Source organism: Mesorhizobium sp. GW821-FHT04C10 (assembly GCF_059420305.1).
The window spans coordinates 1,767,588-1,785,456 of the sequence record NZ_JBWKTL010000001.1 but is presented as its reverse complement, the minus strand read 5'-3'; the positions used below and the strand labels follow the sequence as shown (position 1 = coordinate 1,785,456).

Annotated in this window: 18 protein-coding genes; 3 read left to right on the top strand and 15 right to left on the bottom strand. The window is 63.6% G+C overall.

Annotated features, from left to right (window positions below):
• Positions 1-33: 33 nt before the first annotated feature.
• The 4 genes from AC07UC_RS08670 to AC07UC_RS08655 form a co-directional block, all read right to left on the bottom strand.
• Complete coding sequence (locus tag AC07UC_RS08670; protein WP_202325713.1) at positions 34-414, bottom strand: PTS glucitol/sorbitol transporter subunit IIA; 381 nt, start codon at positions 412-414, stop codon at positions 34-36.
• Positions 415-441: 27 nt separating this feature from the next.
• Positions 442-1,446 (bottom strand): PTS glucitol/sorbitol transporter subunit IIB, encoded by a 1,005-nt coding sequence (gene srlE / locus AC07UC_RS08665; protein ID WP_494905149.1) that lies wholly within the window; start codon positions 1,444-1,446, stop codon positions 442-444.
• Between the two features lie 17 nt (positions 1,447-1,463).
• Complete coding sequence (gene srlA / locus AC07UC_RS08660) at positions 1,464-2,225, bottom strand: PTS glucitol/sorbitol transporter subunit IIC (protein WP_494905147.1); 762 nt, start codon at positions 2,223-2,225, stop codon at positions 1,464-1,466.
• Between the two features lie 164 nt (positions 2,226-2,389).
• The gene (locus AC07UC_RS08655; RefSeq protein WP_115140659.1) at positions 2,390-2,827 is read right to left on the bottom strand and encodes a transcriptional regulator GutM; all 438 of its coding nucleotides are present in this window, start codon (positions 2,825-2,827) and stop codon (positions 2,390-2,392) included.
• 192 nt (positions 2,828-3,019) lie between these two features.
• Between AC07UC_RS08655 and AC07UC_RS08650 the strand changes: the two genes are divergently transcribed.
• Both AC07UC_RS08650 and AC07UC_RS08645 read left to right on the top strand, forming a co-directional pair.
• Positions 3,020-3,661 (top strand): hypothetical protein, encoded by a 642-nt coding sequence (locus AC07UC_RS08650; RefSeq protein ID WP_494905144.1) that lies wholly within the window; start codon positions 3,020-3,022, stop codon positions 3,659-3,661.
• A gap of 105 nt (positions 3,662-3,766) precedes the next feature.
• Positions 3,767-4,441 (top strand): HAD family hydrolase, encoded by a 675-nt coding sequence (locus AC07UC_RS08645; RefSeq protein WP_494905142.1) that lies wholly within the window; start codon positions 3,767-3,769, stop codon positions 4,439-4,441.
• An 11-nt stretch (positions 4,442-4,452) separates the two neighbouring features.
• Here the strand turns inward: AC07UC_RS08645 and AC07UC_RS08640 are convergent, their stop codons facing one another.
• The 7 genes from AC07UC_RS08640 to AC07UC_RS08610 all read right to left on the bottom strand — a co-directional run bounded on the left by AC07UC_RS08640 (position 4,453) and on the right by AC07UC_RS08610 (position 12,746).
• Entirely contained in the window at positions 4,453-5,460 is a 1,008-nt protein-coding gene (locus AC07UC_RS08640; protein ID WP_494905140.1) for a DUF930 domain-containing protein, read from the bottom strand.
• 266 nt (positions 5,461-5,726) lie between these two features.
• Entirely contained in the window at positions 5,727-6,908 is a 1,182-nt protein-coding gene (locus tag AC07UC_RS08635; RefSeq protein WP_494908916.1) for a DUF930 domain-containing protein, read from the bottom strand.
• Positions 6,909-7,013: 105 nt separating this feature from the next.
• The gene (locus AC07UC_RS08630; RefSeq protein WP_494905138.1) at positions 7,014-7,757 is read right to left on the bottom strand and encodes a 5'/3'-nucleotidase SurE; all 744 of its coding nucleotides are present in this window, start codon (positions 7,755-7,757) and stop codon (positions 7,014-7,016) included.
• Positions 7,754-8,920, bottom strand: coding sequence for an MBL fold metallo-hydrolase (locus tag AC07UC_RS08625; RefSeq protein WP_494908915.1), 1,167 nt, complete (start codon positions 8,918-8,920; stop codon positions 7,754-7,756). Before AC07UC_RS08625 ends, AC07UC_RS08630 begins: the two co-directional genes overlap by 4 nt.
• Positions 8,920-9,996: an ABC transporter ATP-binding protein gene (locus AC07UC_RS08620; RefSeq protein WP_494905136.1), complete on the bottom strand. Its 1,077-nt coding sequence runs from the start codon at positions 9,994-9,996 to the stop codon at positions 8,920-8,922. Before AC07UC_RS08620 ends, AC07UC_RS08625 begins: the two co-directional genes overlap by 1 nt.
• A complete protein-coding gene (locus AC07UC_RS08615) occupies positions 9,984-11,687 on the bottom strand; it encodes an ABC transporter permease (protein ID WP_494905134.1) in 1,704 nt (567 codons plus the stop codon). The genes AC07UC_RS08620 and AC07UC_RS08615 overlap by 13 nt, the downstream gene beginning before the upstream one ends.
• A 72-nt stretch (positions 11,688-11,759) precedes the next feature.
• A complete protein-coding gene (locus tag AC07UC_RS08610) occupies positions 11,760-12,746 on the bottom strand; it encodes an ABC transporter substrate-binding protein (protein ID WP_494905132.1) in 987 nt (328 codons plus the stop codon).
• Positions 12,747-13,009: 263 nt separating this feature from the next.
• Here AC07UC_RS08610 and AC07UC_RS08605 point away from each other — a divergent pair, with 263 nt between their 5' ends.
• On the top strand, positions 13,010-13,981 hold the full coding sequence (locus AC07UC_RS08605) for a sugar-binding transcriptional regulator (RefSeq protein ID WP_494905130.1): 972 nt from the start codon (positions 13,010-13,012) through the stop codon (positions 13,979-13,981).
• A 30-nt stretch (positions 13,982-14,011) separates the two neighbouring features.
• On the opposite strand, the gene AC07UC_RS08600 is transcribed toward AC07UC_RS08605, so the two are convergent.
• The 4 genes from AC07UC_RS08600 to AC07UC_RS08585 form a co-directional block, all read right to left on the bottom strand.
• Positions 14,012-14,380 carry a hypothetical protein gene (locus AC07UC_RS08600; protein ID WP_140772564.1) on the bottom strand — a complete coding sequence of 123 codons (369 nt, stop codon included), beginning with the start codon at positions 14,378-14,380 and terminating at the stop codon, positions 14,012-14,014.
• A 118-nt stretch (positions 14,381-14,498) separates the two neighbouring features.
• Entirely contained in the window at positions 14,499-15,839 is a 1,341-nt protein-coding gene (locus tag AC07UC_RS08595; protein WP_494905128.1) for a pyruvate dehydrogenase complex dihydrolipoamide acetyltransferase, read from the bottom strand.
• A gap of 3 nt (positions 15,840-15,842) precedes the next feature.
• On the bottom strand, positions 15,843-16,841 hold the full coding sequence (locus AC07UC_RS08590) for an alpha-ketoacid dehydrogenase subunit beta (protein ID WP_140772568.1): 999 nt from the start codon (positions 16,839-16,841) through the stop codon (positions 15,843-15,845).
• Positions 16,841-17,869 (bottom strand): thiamine pyrophosphate-dependent dehydrogenase E1 component subunit alpha, encoded by a 1,029-nt coding sequence (locus tag AC07UC_RS08585; RefSeq protein WP_494905126.1) that lies wholly within the window; start codon positions 17,867-17,869, stop codon positions 16,841-16,843. The genes AC07UC_RS08590 and AC07UC_RS08585 overlap by 1 nt, the downstream gene beginning before the upstream one ends.

Below are 17,869 nucleotides of genomic sequence, written 5' to 3'. Positions count from 1 at the left end.
CGCCAGGACCGGACGGTCCCGGCGCGAGTGTGTTCAGGCGGCGATGGTGATGATCGCGCCTGTCTCCAGGGCGGCCACGAGCGCCTGGGTATCGACCTGCGATGCGCAGATCTCCCCTGGCCGCTCGGCCTCGGTGGCGCCGTTGAACGAGATGACGACATGGCCCATCTCGAGCACCTTGCTCCATGCGCTGGAGCCAACCGCCGTTATGACGGCTGAAACCGAACCGACGGTGATCGAAGCGCCCTTGGCGGGCGCTCCGTCACTTGGTCCCTGCTCCGTCTTGTGCAGGACGGAGACTTCGGCAAGCTCCGGCGGCGAGCCATCCGCGAACAGGATGAGCACGCCCCCTTCGGCAAGATCCGCCACTTCGGGTCCGATGGCAGTGACCCGTGTTCTCAACAGAACCGTCATATGGCGAACCTCATTTCCTTACTCTCTTTAAAACACGATCAGTGAGACGACCCAGGCGATCAACACCGAGACCGGACCCATGATCTGGCGGCTGATGAGCACCGCCGGCACGCCGATTTCGATGGTTTTCGGCTTGGCTTCACCAAGCGCCAGGCCGACAGGCACGAAGTCGCAGCCGACCTGCGTGTTGTAGGCAAACAACGCCGGCAGGGCCATCGCCGGTGAAATCGTGCCGTTGGCGATCTGCGGGCCGATGATGGCCACGCCGATGACCTGCGCGATAACAGCGCCTGGCCCCAGGATGGGCGACAGGAACGGCAGGCCGCAAATGGCCGAGATGATCAGCAGGCCGACGATGTTGTTGGCCAACGGACCCATCGGCTGGGCGAGCACATCGCCAATGCCGGTGTAGAGGATCAGGCCGATAAGCATGGTCACGAAGGCCATGAACGGCAGCACGTTGCGCACCACCTGGTCGATGGTACGGCGGCCGGCATTGAAGAAAATGCCGACCACCCGGCCCATGACGCGGCCGATCGAGCTGATCAGGCCGATCAGCCCGCCTTCGCTCGGCAGCGGCTGTGGCGCCGCGGCTGCAGTGTTGTTGCCTGAACTCATCGATCCTGCTCCCCCCGCAGTGGTGACCGCCTCGGATCCGTCCGCCATTGTGACGTTGGCCGGCTTCACGCCCGAAACGTAGATGTCCTCCGTGATGAACTGGGCGAGCGGCCCAGCCTGGCCGACCGGCGTCAGATTGACGGTCGGGATGCGCTTGCGCGGATAAACGCCGCAGCGTGCGGTGCCGCCGCAATCGACGACGACAACCGCCATCTCGCCTTCGACCGGCGGTGCCTTGAAGCCGTCGACGGCCGTGGCACCGGTCATGTCGGCGATAAGCTGGGCCACGGGATGGATGCCGCCGCCGGTGACGGAGACGACCTTGTCGCGCTGCGCGGTCGGCTCGATGACGAGCGGCCCGCCCCAGCCGGTGGAACCGCGGGAGATCTTTACGGCTTTGTATGTCTTGGCCATGATTGTCCTCCCCGCCCTTACAGCTCAACGCCCTGGCGGCGTGCCATGATGGTGGTGATGCGCTCGGTCAGCATGCCCTTGAGCAGGATGACGACGAGGCCGACAAGGGCGTACCAGATCGCCACCTTGACGTGGTAACCGGCGACGACGACGCCCTTCTTCTCAAGCTCGAGCAGAGCCACGAGAATACCGCCCCAGACGAAATATTCGCCGGGATTGATGTGCGGAAACAGGCCAAGCGGCGGATGCACGTAGGACACGGCCGCGTCATAGAAGGCCGGCTTGTGCTTTTCTTCCAGGAACGATCCGAACGTATAGGCCATCGGATTGGTGAGGAAGAACACCGCCAGCAGCGGCAGCAACGTATAGCGGGTCAAGGCAATCCTGCCCGCGCCGCGCGCCAGGCCATGCACGCGCTCCTCGCCGACCAGTTCGGTGACGGCGTAGAAAGCGGTCATCAGCACCACCAGCGTCGGGATGATACCGGTGACGAAGCCGGCGAACACTTCGCCGCCCTTCTGGAAGATGCCGATGAAGTACTTGCCGATGGCGGTCAGCCAGCCGAGCTGCTCTTCCTGCTGGACGTCCTTCAGCTTTTCCTTGAACTGGTCGACGGTAATCGGCCCGCTATCTGCTTGCGCAAGGACAACGAGATGATCGGAAGCATGCTCGACGGCGAGCTTGCCATGCAATGCAGCATCCGAGACCATCGCACCTGCGACATGCAGATTGTGCACGGCCATGTCGGCATGCTGCGCCAACAACGAAAATACAGACATTTCTCCTCCTTATGCCGCCCGCCGGTTATCCCAGTCGGTGCGCGGCGTCCTCAGAACATGATGCCGAAAAGCGTGAAACGGTTTTCGGACGACATCATGCTCTATCCCTTTGATTTAGAGGCGGATTCAGATTTCATGTCGAACAGACCTGAAATCATCCGACTCTAGGCCCTTGCTACGTTCAAGCCGGCCAGGCCCGGCTTCTTCCCCGGCTCCGACCGTGCTTTGTCGATCTGTTCGATCGCCCGCTTCACGGCCTCGGCCACACCGGGTTCCCCCTCCCCCATGATCGCAGGGTTGGACCGGAGTCGATCGAGGGGAACACCCTCGAATTCTTCATGTCTTTTGAACTTGGTGAAAACGGAACGGCCGCTCATCACCATCATGCGGCGCACGATCAGGTCGGGCGTCACCACGACAAGCGCGATGGTGCCCTTGGCCAACCGGCCGCGAAAATTGCCGGCTCCGACGAAGCCATCCTTGTACTGGTCGGTGACGCCCCGGAAGACATCCGAATAGTGCCGCATCTGCAGCCAGACGCCGAGCGACTGCAGCGCCCAGACAATAACCAGCAGAAGCAGTCCCCACTGCCAAATCGCCATTCGGTTCTCCTCCCGAAGCCTCAGTTGAACCGCACCTTGGACCGGCGCGCGACAACAGCAAAGTGAGAACATTTGTTTCCGTGAATGTCAATATGTATGATATTGGCCTTGGTCGCGGTCATCCACAGGACCGTCGGCCGATTTCGGCGGCGGCACGGCTGTGCTAACCTGCCACCAAACGGGATGCATGCAATGGAACTGCCCTTCAGGGATGAACTGGCCCTTATGCCCGACCTGCGCCACCGGTTGCGGCAGCTGCGCTGGTTCCGCGCCACCTTCCGCGGCAGCGCCAAGGTGGTTTCGGACACGTTCGGCGTGCGTTACGAGATCGACGAGGCAAAGCTCACCCGAGCTTTTCTCGACTGGGTCGAGATCATGGAGGAGCAGAAGCGCTTTGCCGCGATAGACCGCGCCGACTTCATCGTCTTTGCCGCCGGCCTCGTGCTGCGCGAACTGATCAAACAGGCGCCGGCCAGGGAGATCTCCGGCCTCGCGCAGCTCATCGAGACGGATCAGAATGCCGGCACGCTTGAAATCATCCGCTTCTGGCCGGAAGGCTTTCTCTATACCAACTACTGCGTGTCGGTGATCTCGGCCATCTACGAACAGGAATTCGGCAAGGCGCCCAGCATTGACAAATGCGCCGACGACCTGCGCACCTGGTGGTCCTATCGCGAGAATGTCACCGAGATGCCGGCCTACGCGGTGGCTTTCCTCGACCGCTTCCTCGGTGCCGAGCCGAACTGGATCACGCCCGACCGCGCACAGTCGCGGCAAGCCATGCAGCGGGCGCTCGGATCCTCCCGCGCAAGCGACGCGCTGCGCCAGCTTTGACTGCTCCCCGGTTTCGAGCCCAAGCGTCTTCAATCCATCGCGCTATTGAACATTTGACTTTTTGCCGATAGCGATGTGCGGAAATTGACTTCAGGAGACAAGTGCGTGGCGCGACCAAGGCCTATCATTTTCGATTGCGACGGCGTGCTCGTCGACAGCGAACCGCTGGCAGCCAGGGCCTATGAACGCGTCTATGAAAAGCACGGCATGCCGGGCGTCCATGGCGGCATCATCGCCCAGTGCGTCGGCATGAAGCAGTCCGACATCATCGTGCGGATCAGGGAATTGACCGGCCACCAGTTTCCGGCTTCGGCCGACGGCGACATCTGGGCCGAGACCAAGGTGCTGTTCACCGAGGAATTGAAGCCGACCCCTGGCATAGCCGCGTTTCTGGAAACGCTCGAGGGCGACCGCTGCGTTGCCTCGTCATCCTCGGTCGAGCGGATAAACCACAGCCTTGCCGTCACCGGGCTGGCGCATTTCTTCGGCGATGCGATCTACAGCTCCTCGATGGTCAAGAACGGCAAGCCGGCGCCGGACATCTTCCTGTTCGCCGCCGCCAGGTTGGGCGCCAATCCGGCCGACTGCATCGTCATCGAGGATTCGCCCTTCGGCATCCAGGGCGCGGTCGCCGCCGGCATGACGGCGATCGGCTACACCGGCGGCGGCCACACCTATGCCGAGCACGCCGCGCGGCTGATGGCGGCTGGTGCCGATTTCGTCTGTGCCGACTGGCATGAAGTTAGCCGGCAATTGTCCAAGTTCGGAGTGCCGGCCTAGGCCGGCAGAAGCTAGAGAGGCCGCGGCCATTCGTTACGTGGAATCTCAGCGCCGACACGGAAGTCGAACGACAAGACCCTCGTCGCATCGGTATCAACCTCGCACCGGAAGCTCAGATGGTACCATGTGGTTGTGGTGCTGAAAGCGACATCCGAGCCGTCAACAATATTGCCCGCTTTCAGCGGAACAGATGGCACCCATTTGGGAAAATAAGAGGCATCCAGCAACTGCTGCTGTAACGCGTTGGCGCAAAGTATGGCAGCACGCTGACCGCGACGCACCCCGTCCATCGCGGTCGTGGCCAGTGCATCTCTGGTAGCGCCTTGCGAGTAGAGCTTACGAACACCCGGAAGGCCAGAATCGTTCCGAGATGCGGATTTCGAGGCCTTTGAGGGGCTGGGCTTCGGCGCATTCGCGGGTTTGGGCTTCGGCGCTTCGGCTGATGCGGGAAGCTCGATCTCGCCGTCGGCAGCCAAAGGCGCTGGTGCCGGGCCCTCTTGCTTGGCGGCGTCGAGCGCCGCCTGCTTGTCTGCCTCCTGTTTGGCTGCCTCGGAGTCTGCCGGCGCGGCTGGTTGGCTGTCTGCGGGCTTCGGCTCGACCTGCGGCTTCGAAGCGTCATCCTTGGCCGGCACCGGCGAACTGTCCTGAGCACTGGCCCCATCCAGGGATTTCCTCGGACCGATATCCTTGTCGCCGAACTGAAAAACGGGCTTCAGGGCATCGACTGGCGGTTGCTTATTAGGCTGCTTTTCCGGCGGAGGTGGCTTTTCAACCTTCTGCTCAGGCGGTTTTTCACCTTTCGGTTCCGGTGGCTTGGGCGGCGGCACGGGAGCAGGTTTCGGTTTCGGCTGATCGGGCGGAGGCACGAGCGCGACACTGACCGGCTGCTCCTCCTGCGGCTTTTGGGGAGGAATTGGCAGGCCATATATCAGGAGCGCCGCGACGAGCACGTGCAGGATCAGCGATGCGGGGATGCCCCACAACAGATACCGACGCCGTTCCAGTGCCTCGTCCTTCATCCTGACCGATGTGGAATGAAATAGCGGCGGCTTCAAGCATAGGCATTGGATTTGCGCGTGTAGCTTGTCGATTCACCACACCCGGTCCAGCCCGGCCAAGGCGCAGCGGCGGCTCAACGAGTGGCTGCCACACGATCCGACCCATCAAGACAAGGGACCGGCCAGTTCGCTGCCGCCGTGCCGCCCAACTGACGGAGGCTGGTGCCGATTCGTCTGCGCCGACTGGCAAGAAAATAGCCAGCAATTGTCCGGCCCGCCGTGCCAACCTAATTTAGCGGATACTTCGTAAATCCGCGACTGGCCCATTCGCCGGGCGGAATCAATGACCCGACACGGAAGTTGAAGGACAGGACCCTCGTCGCATCGGCGTCGACTTCGCACCGGAAGCTCAGATTGTACCACGTGTTTCTCGTGCTGAAGGCGGCCTGCGGAGGATTAAGGACATTGCCTGTTTTCAGCGGAATGGTCGGCACCCATTTGGGCGTATAATCGGCGCTCTGCAATTCCTGGTCCAGAACGTTGCCGCAAAGGTTGGCAACGCGCTGATCGCGCGGAACGTTGTCCATGGAGCTTGTGGCCAACGCATCGCCGGTTGCGCCCTGCGAGTAAAGCTTTCGGACGCCCGGAAGGCCGGAATAGATCGGCGATCCCGCAGCCTCGGTATTGGCAGGATTTGACCTTCCCGGCTTTCCGCTTGGAGCTTTGAAGGCTGTTGCGGGTTTGAACCTCATCGGCTTTGCGGGTTTAGCCTTTGCCTTTTCGGCAGAGGGTGGCGGCGCAGGCTTGCCGCCAGCCTCGGCAGCCAATGGCTTTGGCTCCGCGACCGCTGGTTTCTCAGTGATTTGCGGCGTCGCCTCCTGTTTGTCAGGCTGCTGTTTGTCAGCATCCTCAGTCACTTGCTTTTCCTCACTTTGCGCGGGTTTTTCGTCCGGTGCGGCGGTTGCCGGTTTCTCGTCAGTTTTGACGGGCTGTGTCTGCTGCTGTTGCGTTGCAGCCGGAGCGGCCTGGGTCGGCGCGGGCTTCGGTTCGACTGGCGGCTTCGCGGCCTCATCCTTGGCTGGCGACGGCGTATGGGCTTGAGCGCTGCCTCCGTCCAGGGATTTCTCAGGCCCGGTATCCTTTTTGCCATATTGAAAAACGCGCTTCAGAACCGGAATGTCCACCGGCTTGGGCGGCTGCTCGGGCGGTTTTTCAACCTTGGGTTCCGGCGGCTTTTCGACTTTGGGTTCCGCTTTGGCTTCCTTTGGCGGCGGCGGAACAGGTTTCGGCTTTGGCTGCTCGGGCGGCGGAGGCACCAGCGCGACATTGATCGGCCGCTCCTCCTGTGGCTGTTGGGAGGGCGTGCGTACGCCGTATACCAGGGCCACCACGAAAAGCGCATGCAGGATCAGCGATGCGGGGATGCCCCACAACAGATTCCGACGCCGTTCTCTTGCCTCATCCTTCACGCTGATCGATTTGGAATGAAATAGCGGCGGCTTCAAGCGTTAGCACCGGATTAGCGCAATTTGGCCGCTGACAGCTTGGTGATCTGGATGATCACACGCAGAAGATCAGCCCGGAATCCCATCCAGAAACCCCTCGTCCAGCCGCGTTTCGCCAAACCAGTTCAGCCGGTTGATGCTGACGAAGCCGGCATCGATCGCCTCGTTCTCGTCGCCCGGCTCACTGGCATGGGCACGCCCGCGCGGAACCGTGATGACCGTGCGATCGCCGTCGCTTTCCACGATCTCGGCGGTGCGGCCGATCTTGTCGCGACCAATGCGCGGCTGGCGGATTTCAGCCGGCAAGGCGGTCGGCAGGTTGACGCTGAGCCAATGGCCCTCTGTCGCCCAATCGGCACGCGACCGCCACAATGAGGCGATCAGCGCGCCAAGCCACCGGTCGTCGCCGTCAATGAAATCGGGATTTTTCACCCGCGAGAAGCCGATCGCCGGCACACCCCAGAAGGTTGCCTCCCGGGCAATGCCAAGCGTGCCGGAATAGGCGAGGTCCTCGGCGACGTTGCGGCCGTCATTGACGCCCGACAGCACCAGATCCGGCTTCCTGGCGTCCGCGAACAGCCACGTCATCGCGCTCACCACGCAGTCTGCCGGCGTGCCGGAGCAGGAGTACCAGTTCGGCTTGACGTGCCGCATCGTCAACGGCCTCGCGATCGTCAGCGACGAACCGGCGGCGGTGCGCTTGCCGTCGGGCGCGACCACCCACACATCGTCGCTCAACCCGCCGGCGGCGTTGGCGAGGCGGGCAAGGCCCGGCGCCTCGATGCCGTCGTCGTTGCAGATCAGGATTCTCATTGTTTGCTTCCTTGCGGCACCATGATGCGCTGGCCTGTGCGGCATTGCGCGCGCAGTGACGGGATGTGGCTCTTCAGATCAGAGAGAAGATCGGTGGCGCAGGAATGACCGAGCGCTTCAGGCCGTCCTGCCTTCTCCCAGATCGCGACATTGCCCGACAGCGTCGGATGGGTCGGCATGCGCATCCAGTCCGCCCTGCCGGCCCTGTGCAGGAGATCGCCTGGAGAACCGGCCGGCAGATGCCCGGTGAGCAGCACAGGGAACCCGGCCTGATCGGCGCGCGGCAACAGGCGTGACGACGGCCCGGCCTCGCCCATGCCGTCATCGGCCAGCAACGGCAGTGGCGGCAACGGATCGGCATCGGTCCAGTCGGCCGCGTTCGCCAAGCGGACAAGCAGAAGCTCGGAAACCCCAGGCAACAAGGCCGCCGTGGCGCCAATCTGCGCCTCCAGGGAGGAACGCATGCCGGCATGGATGGCAAACGGGCCCGGCAGAGCCGCGATCAATTCCAGCGACCGCCCCGACAGCGGCGTCGGCAGGAGGCACCCCTGCGGATGCCTTGCCACCCATTCGGAAATTTCCCGCGCCCGCGCCGCGCCCGATACGGGATCGGCGCCGTAGGAGGCATCGAAGACCAGAAGATCGCAGTGCGGGATCGTGTCCATCACAAACACATGGCTATCCGGCACGACATCGGCCGAATAGGCGACGCGGCTTTTCCCGTTGTCGACGGCGAACCAGACGCCGCCCACGACATGTCCCGACCGCCCGGTCCGGACCGTGAGATTGCCACTCTGCAACGTATCGCCGGGTTCGAAGATCTCGACCCGATCGTGCGGAACCGGAAAGCGCCTGAAATCCTCCGGCTCGGCATAGGCGGCGAGCGTGGCCGGCGCCTCGTCGCGCGTTTCGGCCGTCATGAAGATCGGGCCGGCATAGCCGCGCGACAACAGCCAGCTCAGCGCGCCGACATGATCCTCGTGGGCGTGCGAGACAAAAAGCGCATCGATGTCGCCGACCGATCCGTTGAGCGCCGGATAATACTCCGCCCCGGAAGCGCCGACCTTGATGCCGACATCGAGCAGGATGCGGTCTTCGCCGCTGCTGACAGCGAGGCTGGTGCGGCCCTTTTCCCCAAAGCCGCCGAGCAGGTCCAGCATCATCACGATGCCGCCTCCGCCGGAATGAGCCATCCTGATCTTATCCGCAGCCGCGCCTGGGCCCCGCTCTCAAGCGTGACCGGATCGGGTTGCTCGAAATGCAAGGTAAGCCCGGGACCGGCGGCGGGCGTGAATTCGACGCGCGCCGCCCCGCCCTGATAGATCACCCGCTTGACGAGGCCGTCGAAGCCCGGACCATCCGGTGATGCGTCGAGATCCGCGGACCGACAGCAGATCTTCGCGCCGGCACGCGGCCGCTCGCCGAGGCGGCAGCGGACCACCAGCTCGGCTCCGAGGACCCTGACCTTGCAATGGCCGCCTTCTTCGCCCGTCAGGACATCCGCCGGCAGCAATATGCCTTGCGAGATGAAGGACGCCACCATTTCATTTGCCGGCTCATGATAGAGCTCGCGCGGCGTGGCCAGCTGCACCAGCCTGCCGTGATCCATCACCGCGATGCGATCGGCCAGCGCCATTGCCTCGGCCTGATCATGGGTGATGTAGACCATGGTCGTGCCGGTGCGCTTGTGGAAGGCTGCGAACTCGTCCTCCATCGAGGCTCTGAGATGCACGTCGAGATTGGCGAGCGGCTCGTCGAACAGCACCAGCGAGGGCGCGGCGACAAGGCATCGAGCCAGTGCCACGCGCTGGCGCTGGCCGCCGGAGAGATTGGCGGGCCGGCGCTCGCCCAGCCCCTGCAGATTGACCAAGGCGAGCGCGTCCTCGACCTTCTGGCGCGCAACCGACTTGTCGAGCTTCGCCACCTTCAGCGAATAGCCGATGTTTTCGGCAACCGTCATGTGCGGCCACAGCGCATAGTTCTGGAAAACAATGCCGACGCGCCGCTTTTCCGGCGCGACGCTGCCGTCCTTGGCCGACACGACCTCGCCGCCGATGCGGATTTGGCCCGATGTTACTTTCTCGAAGCCGGCGACGAGCCGCAGCAATGTCGTCTTGCCGCAGCCGGAAGGCCCGAGCACGGCGAGAAACTCGCCGTCGGCAACGTCGATCGAGACATCCTTCACCGCGTCGAAATCGGCGAAGCTCTTGGTCACATGGTCCAGGGTCAATCGCGCCATGGCAGAACTCCGCTCGGAAGATGAGGGGCAAGCAGGTTGGTCACCAGCATGAGCGCGAAGGTGACCGCGACCGTGATGACCGACATCGCCGCCGCATAGTTGGAATCGCCGCCTTGCTCGAAGGAAAACATCACCACGCCGATCGTCTCGGAGCCCGAGGCCCACAGCAGCGCCGAGACGGTAAGTTCGCTGAGTGCCGTCATGAAGATCAACAGGCCGCCTGCGATCGCCGCCGGAGCGACCAGCGGAAAGACGATGGTGCGCATGCGCGTGAACAGGCCGGCGCCGGCCACCTGCGCGGCCTCTTCCAGCGCCCGGTCGATCTGGTGATAGCCGCTGATGGTCGGCCGCAGCGCCAACACCAGGAAGCGGGCGAGATAAGCGTAGAGGATGATCCAGACCGTGTTGTAGAGCTGGATGCCGGTGAACGGGATCGGCCGCAGGAACAAGAGCAGCGAGGCGATCGCCAGCACCACGCCGGGCAAGGCATAGGGCAGTTCGACAGACAGGTTGAGCAGCCGCACCCAGCGTTGCTTGCCCCAGGCGATGAGATAGCCGACAGGCACGGCTACGATGACCGCGAAGAAAGCCGCCGCGATCGACAGCCAGAAACTGTTGAAGAAGGCGCGCTTTGCGGCATCATGCTCGAACAGCACGAAACGGTAGTTGTCGAGCGTCGCCGTCTTGGCGGTCAATGCGATGCCATAGCCGGGCACCAGCGAGGTCAGCACCAGCCCGAACAGCGGCAGGAACAGCACCAGCACGATGAGCAGCCACATGCCGGCCTGGACGGCGGGCCTCCAGCGGCCGAGCTCGTAGGGTTCAGCCGGCAGCGATGTCGAGGAAATGCGGTAGTCGCGGCGGCGGCTCATCACCTCCTGGGCGAGGATGCCGGCCATGGCGATGACCCCGATCAGCACCGAGAGGAACGCGGTTTCGCCGAGCACCGCCGGACCGCCGCCGGCCAGCTTCTGATAGATGAGCGTCGGCAGCACAAGGTAGTTGGCGGGAATGCCGAGAAAGGCCGGAATGCCGAAATTGCCGACGCAGGAGACGAAGGCCAGCGCCGCGGCCGCCATGATCGACGGCGTCATCAAAGGCAGCACGATGGTAATAAGCACGGTGAACCAGCCGGCGCCGCCAGCGCGTGCAGCCTCGACCAGTTCACGCGGCAGCTTGCGCAGGCCGGCCCGCACCAGCAGGAAGACCAGCGGGCCGTATTGCACGCCGAGCAGGAGGATGATGCCCGAGGTCGAATAGAGCGGGTTCTTCGTGCCGAGTGGCGGTGCGGCGCCGAACAGCTTGAGGAACGGGCTTGCCGGACCGAACAGTTGCAGCCAGGCCAGCGCCGTCACCTGCGGCGCGATCATCAGCGGCATGACATAGCACAGCACCAGGGCGCCGCGGCCACGTATGTTGGTCAGCGAGACCAGGACCGCCACCAGCGTTCCCGACAGCACGGCAAGCAATGTCCCGCCGATGCCGACGACCAGTGTGTGCCATGTCGCGATCCAGGTCGCCGGGCTTCTCAGTCCGGCCTGCACGGCCACGGTCGACAGGGTTCCGCCGGGTGCCACGATCTCCTTGACGAGGCGCAGCATGGGCAGCAACGAAAGCAGCACGATGACGACGGCCACCGCCGCCGTCAGGGCCATTTCCTGACCCCGGCTTTCCCTGATGCGTGTTGACATGATTGTGTTTCCTGGGATCGATCCGTCGACGCGAGGGATGCCGCCTGATCGGCATCCCCCGCGATTGCCGGCTCAGCCGCCGAACAGTTCCTGGAACTTCGCCTTGTCGGCGTCGGTCTTGGCGACGATTGCCTTGGTGTCGAACGGCATCACCTTGACCTTGACGCCTTCCGGCAGCCAGTCGGGGCGGCCGACCGAGGCGCGTGCCGGCAGATAGCCCATGGACAACGCCAGCTTCTGGCCTTCATCCGACAGAATGAAGTCGACGAACTTCTTGGCGCCATCGACGTTCTTCGCGGTCTTCATGATGGCCACCGGCTCGGTCACCGCCGGCACGCCTTCCGCAGGGAACACGAACTCGACCGGCGACCCCTTCTTCTTGGCGTTCATCGCCATGAAGTCGACGAGGATGCCGTAGGGCTTCTCGCCTGATGCCACGGACTTCAGCACCGCGCCGTTGCCGCGCACGCTGACGGTGTTGTTGGTCTTGAGCTTCTGGAAGAAGTCCCAGCCATAGTTCGTATCGCCGGCGAAGCCCGAGAGCAGATAGGCGGCCGCACCCGAATAGAGCGGGCTCGGCATGACCAACCCATCGGCGTAGGCCGGCTTGGCTAGGTCGGCCCAATGCTCCGGCTTCTCGGCCGCGGCGGTGTTGTAGACGATCCCGGTGGTGATCAGCTTGCTGCCGAAATAGGTCTTGTCGGCGTCATAGGCGTCGGCCTCGATGCCGTCGAGCTTGGCCTCGGGATAGGCCATCAGCCTGTCATCTTTCTTCAGCAGCTCCATCGAGACCGCGTCGGCGATCAACAGCACGTCGGCCTGCGGGCTTCCGGCAGCGAACTCGGCCGCCATCTTGGTCAGGATGTCGCTGGTTCCGGAACGATAGATGGTCACGTCGATGCCGGGCTGAGCCTTCTTGAAAGCGTCCACTGTCTTGGCCGCGTCGGCCTCCGGCTGCGATGTGTAGAGCGTGAGTGTTTCGGCACTTGCCACGCCGGCAAACAAAGTTGCGGCGAGCGCCAGCTGGCTGGCCAGCAGCTTGATGAATAGCGTCTTCATGAGACCTCCTGTCTTGTCTGTGCATGACCGGTCCGGCCCCTGGCCGGCTCCCCGTCTCTTCCTCCCTGCACGGCGCATATGACTGGTGGATGACACAGCGCGTGGAACTCACAAAATATGTTCATATGTACAATGTCAATTACAAATGAACAGAGATGTGCGACAATCGGCATGCCGCAAGCCGGCATCCAGTTGACATCCGATCGGTGTTTCTCCGATGAGGGCAACGCCGCCAGACCATGGCTCATGAGGGACCAGAACCGATGCCCGCCGAAAAACCCGGACCGGCCCGTCTGCCGATGGTCTCGTCGGACCTCAACGTCAAGACGGCCTGGCTCTACTATGTCGAGGGCTTCACGCAGGAGCAGATCGCCGAGAAGCTCGATGTTTCCAGGGTGAAGGTCATGCGCACGCTGGCTGCCTGCACCGCGGAAGGCATCGTCGTCACCATGATCAACGCGCCGACCGCCGAGCAGGTGGCGCTCGAGCGGCAGCTGGAAAAGCGCTGGGGCCTCAACGCCGCCGTCGTCATCCCGACACCCTCGGCGCACGAGCATCTGGAGAAGGCGATCGGCCATGCCGTCGCGGCCTATCTCGGCGAGCAGATGCGGGACGGCATGACGCTGGCGATCGGCGGCGGTGCGACGCTGCATGCCAGCTTGGGTTTCCTCTCCCGCCGGCAGCTGAAGCGCGCTTCGGTGGTGGCACTTGTCGGCAGCCTGCCGCATTCGCAATGGATCAACCCGTCGATCGTCGCGGCCAAGGTCGCCGATGTCTTCGAGGTCGACAGCTACCAGATCACCGCGCCGGTGATGGTGGACAATCCTTCGCTTCGCGATCTCCTGTGGGCACAACCGACCCTGCAAGACGTGCGCCGCCGCGCCGCGGCCGCCGATATTGCCCTGCTCACCGTAGGCGACATGTCACCGGACGCCACCATCTTCCGCCATGGCATCTTGCCGTCATCGCTGATCGCGCCATTGAAGGCGAAAGGCGCGGTCGCCAATATGTTGTGCTACTTCGTCGATGCCGCCGGCAGGCTGGTCGATCACGAAGTCAACGGGCGCGTCATGGCCATCGATCTCGAAATGGTCGGCCAGGTGCCGAATGTCGTGCTGGCCGCTGGCGGAAGACGCAAGGTGGCGGCGATCCTGGCCGCGCTGAAAGCCGTCAGCACCAATGTGCTGATCACCGACAGCGACACGGCCACCGCGCTGCTGGCCAAGGGCGGCTAAGACAGCTTTCGCTCCGGCCATCGGTTCGAGCTAGATAAGTCCGCGCTCGCGCAAAAAATCCTCGACGCCGACATGCGTCATGGATTCGAATTCGGCGATCGCCTCGGCAACCCGCCTGCGCTGGGCCGCCAGCAACGTGAACACCTGCTTCATCTCGCCGGAAACGCCGAAACGGCTCCAGCGCTCCGCAATATGAGCGGGCAGGCCGATATCGGCGCAGAACGCGTCCAGGCTGTCATAGCCAAGGCCGGCGACAAGCTGCTTCGTCTCGTCCGCCGACATGCGCGGCTCGAAAGCGTGATCGTGCAGGCGCTGCGCCACAAGCTTGATATCGGACGGCGAGGCACCCATGACCTTACCGAACAAGGTTTTGACGTCAGATGGGTCGAATGCAGGCATGCTGGCCTCCCTTGAACGCAATCCACTGGAGAACATGGGTCAAGGGTCGACGCCTGACAAGTCGTTTCTGAATGTGAGCCGGCTTCGCAGGCCGGCCTCACCCAACTGTCAACACGGCCTAGACCAGCATGCCCATCGGGTTTTCGATCAACCGCTTGAAGGCGACCAGCAGTTCGGCGCCAAGTGCCCCGTCGACGGCACGATGGTCCGTCGACAGCGTCACCGACATCACGGTGGCTATTCTGATCTCGCCGTTCTTGACCACGGCCCGCTCCTCGCCGGCACCGACCGCCAGGATCGTCGCATGCGGCGGGTTGATCACGGCGGCGAAGTCCTTGATGCCGAACATGCCGAGGTTCGACACCGCCGTGGTGCCGCCCTGATACTCTTCCGGCTTCAGCTTGCGGCTGCGCGCACGGCTCGCCAGATCCTTCATCTCGTTGGAGATGGTGGACAGCGACTTCTCATCGGCATGCCGAATGATCGGCGTGATCAGGCCGCCGGGGATCGAGACGGCGACGCCGACATCGGCATGCTTGTGCTTGACCATGGCGGTTTCGGTCCATGACGCATTGGCATCCGGCACCGCCTTCAGCGCCATCGCCATCGCCTTGATGACCATGTCGTTGACCGACAGCTTGTAGGCGGGAGCCTCGCCCTTGTCGGTCTTCTTCATCGGGGCTGCAGCATTGATCTGCGTGCGCAATGCCAGCAGCGCATCGAGCTCGCAGTCGAGCGTCAGGTAGAAATGCGGAATGGTAGTCTTGGCCTCGACGAGGCGCCGCGCGATGGTCTTGCGCATATTGTCGTGCGGGACGAGGTCGTAGGAACCCTCCTCGAACAGCTTCAGCACCTGGTCGTCCGACATCGCCTTCACGGCGGGAGCGGAAGCAGCTGCGGCGGGAGCTTCAGGAGCCGCCGCCGGGGCCTCCTTGGCACCGCCACCGGCAATCGCCGCATCAATATCCGCCTTGACCACGCGGCCGTAAGGACCGGTGCCGGTGATGCTGGCAAGGGCAAGACCTGCCTCACGGGCCAGACGTCGGGCAAGCGGTGTCGCGCGTGCGCCCGACGGCGATTGGACGATCTCCCCGCTTGTGGGGCCCGGCAGGGCAGAGGGGGTCGTGACAGAATGCGACTTTGGCGGGACAGCGCCCCCCTCTGTCGACTCCACAGGGAGGGAAATTGGCGCCGTGTCTTGCTTGGCCCCATAAGCCTCGCCATCGGCATAAATCCAGGCGACCGGCGCGCCGACCGGAATGTCGACGCCTTCCTTGCCGGTCACGTCGCGCAGCACGCCGCTGGCCGGCGCGTCGATCTCCATCGCCGCCTTGTCGGTCTCGATCTCGAACAGCACGTCGCCCTTCTTGACCTGCTGGCCTTCCGTGGCGAACCAGCGCGAGATCTGTCCGGTCGCCATGTCCATGTCGACCTTGGGAAGAATGACTTCTGTCGGCATGTCTCAGCGAACCCCTTTCACGAGGTCGCGCGCGGCGGTGATGATGTCGGGAACCTGCGGCACGGTGGCCTTTTCGAGCTCCGGATTGTAGGGGATCGGCGTCTCGGCGCCGCCCAGCCGCACGATCGGTGCGTCGAGATAGTCGAACGCCTCGCTCTCGGCGATCATGGCGCTGACTTCGGCGCCGATGCCCAATGTCTTGACCGCTTCGTAGACGCACATCAGCCGCGACGTCTTCTTGACGCTGTCGATGACGGTCTGCTTGTCCATCGGCCGGATGGTCCGGAGATCGACGACTTCGACGTCGATGCCCTCGGCTTCCAGTGTTGCAGCGGCTTCGAGTGCCTTCTGCACCATGATCGAGGTGGCGACGATGGTGAGATCCCGGCCTTCGCGGCGGATATCGGCCTTGCCGATCGGCACCGTGTAGTAGCCTTCGGGCACCGGGCCCTTCACCTTGTAGAGCAGCTTGTGCTCGAAGATCATCACCGGATCGGGATCGGCGACGGCGGCCAAAAGCATGCCCTTGGCATCGTAGGGCGTCGCCGGCTGGATGACCTTCAGACCTGGCACATGGCCGAGCCAGGCCTCCAGGCTCTGGCTGTGCTGCGCGGCGGCACCCGTGCCGGAGCCGGCTGGAAAGCGCATCACCACGGGAACGGAAACCTCGCCGCCCAGCATGAAACGCATCTTGGCCGCCTGGTTGACGATCTGCTCCATGGCGAGCGTGGCGAAGTCGGAGAACTGGAATTCGAAGATCGGTCGCATGCCGGTGACGGCGGCGCCGACAGCGACGCCCGCGCCGCCCAGCTCCGAGATCGGCGTGTCCATCACCCGGTCGGCGCCGTAACGGTCGACCAGGTCGCCGGTCACCTGGAAGGCGCCGCCATAGACGCCGATATCCTCGCCCATCAGGAAGACGCGCTCGTCCATGTCCATGGCGATCGCCATGGCTTCCTGGATCGCCTGGGCGTAGCTCAGTTCACGCACCATCGCGTCCATCACGCCTGCTCCGTATACACATAATTTCCAGTCTCGCTCACATCCGGCGAAGGGCTCGCCTTGGCGAACTCGATGCCGTCGGCAATCTCCTGCGCCACGGCGTCGCGAATGGCCTCGATGCCCTTGTCGTCGATGAAGCCGAATTCCCGCAATTCGTTCTCGAACAGCGTGATCGGGTCGCGGTTCGACATCCAGTCCTCGATCTCTTCCTTGGTGCGATAGCGATTGCGGTCGCTCTTGGAATGGCCGCGATGGCGGTAGGTCTTGGATTCGATGAGCGTCGGCCCCTCGCCCGCGCGCGCCCGTTCGACGGCCTTGTACGAAGCCTCGGCGACTTCGGAGAAGATGTTGCCGTTGACGATGACGCCGGGCATCGAATAGGCGGCGGCACGATCGGCGATGTTCTTCACCGCGGTCGAACGGGCCGTCGATGTCGACATGCCGTAGCCGTTGTTCTCGCAGACGAAGATGACAGGCAGCTTCCAGACCGCCGCCATGTTCAGCGCTTCGTGGAAGGCGCCCTCATTGTTGGCGCCGTCGCCGAAGAAGGAGACGACGACCTTGCCGGTCTTCATCATCTTGGAGGAGAGCGCAGCACCGACGGCGATCGGAATGCCGCCGCCGACAATGCCGTTGGCACCGAGATTGCCCTTGGCGACATCGGCGATGTGCATCGAGCCGCCACGGCCCTTGCAGTAGCCGGTGGTCTTGCCGAAGAACTCGGCGAACATGCGCTTCACCTCCGCACCCTTGGCGATGCAGTGGCCATGGCCGCGATGCGTCGAGGTGATCTGGTCATCCTCGCCAAGCGGCATGCAGATGCCCATGGCGCTGGCTTCCTGGCCGATCGACAGGTGCATGGTGCCGTGGATCAGGCCGCGCGTGTAGCTTTCCTCCGCGCCCTCTTCGAAGCGGCGGATGAGGTACATCTTGTAGAGCACCTGCTTGAGCTGCTCGGCGCTGTACTGGCGATAGACGAAAGGCAGGTTGGCGCGGCTGTCCGCGACGGCTTTGCTGGCTGTGGCCAT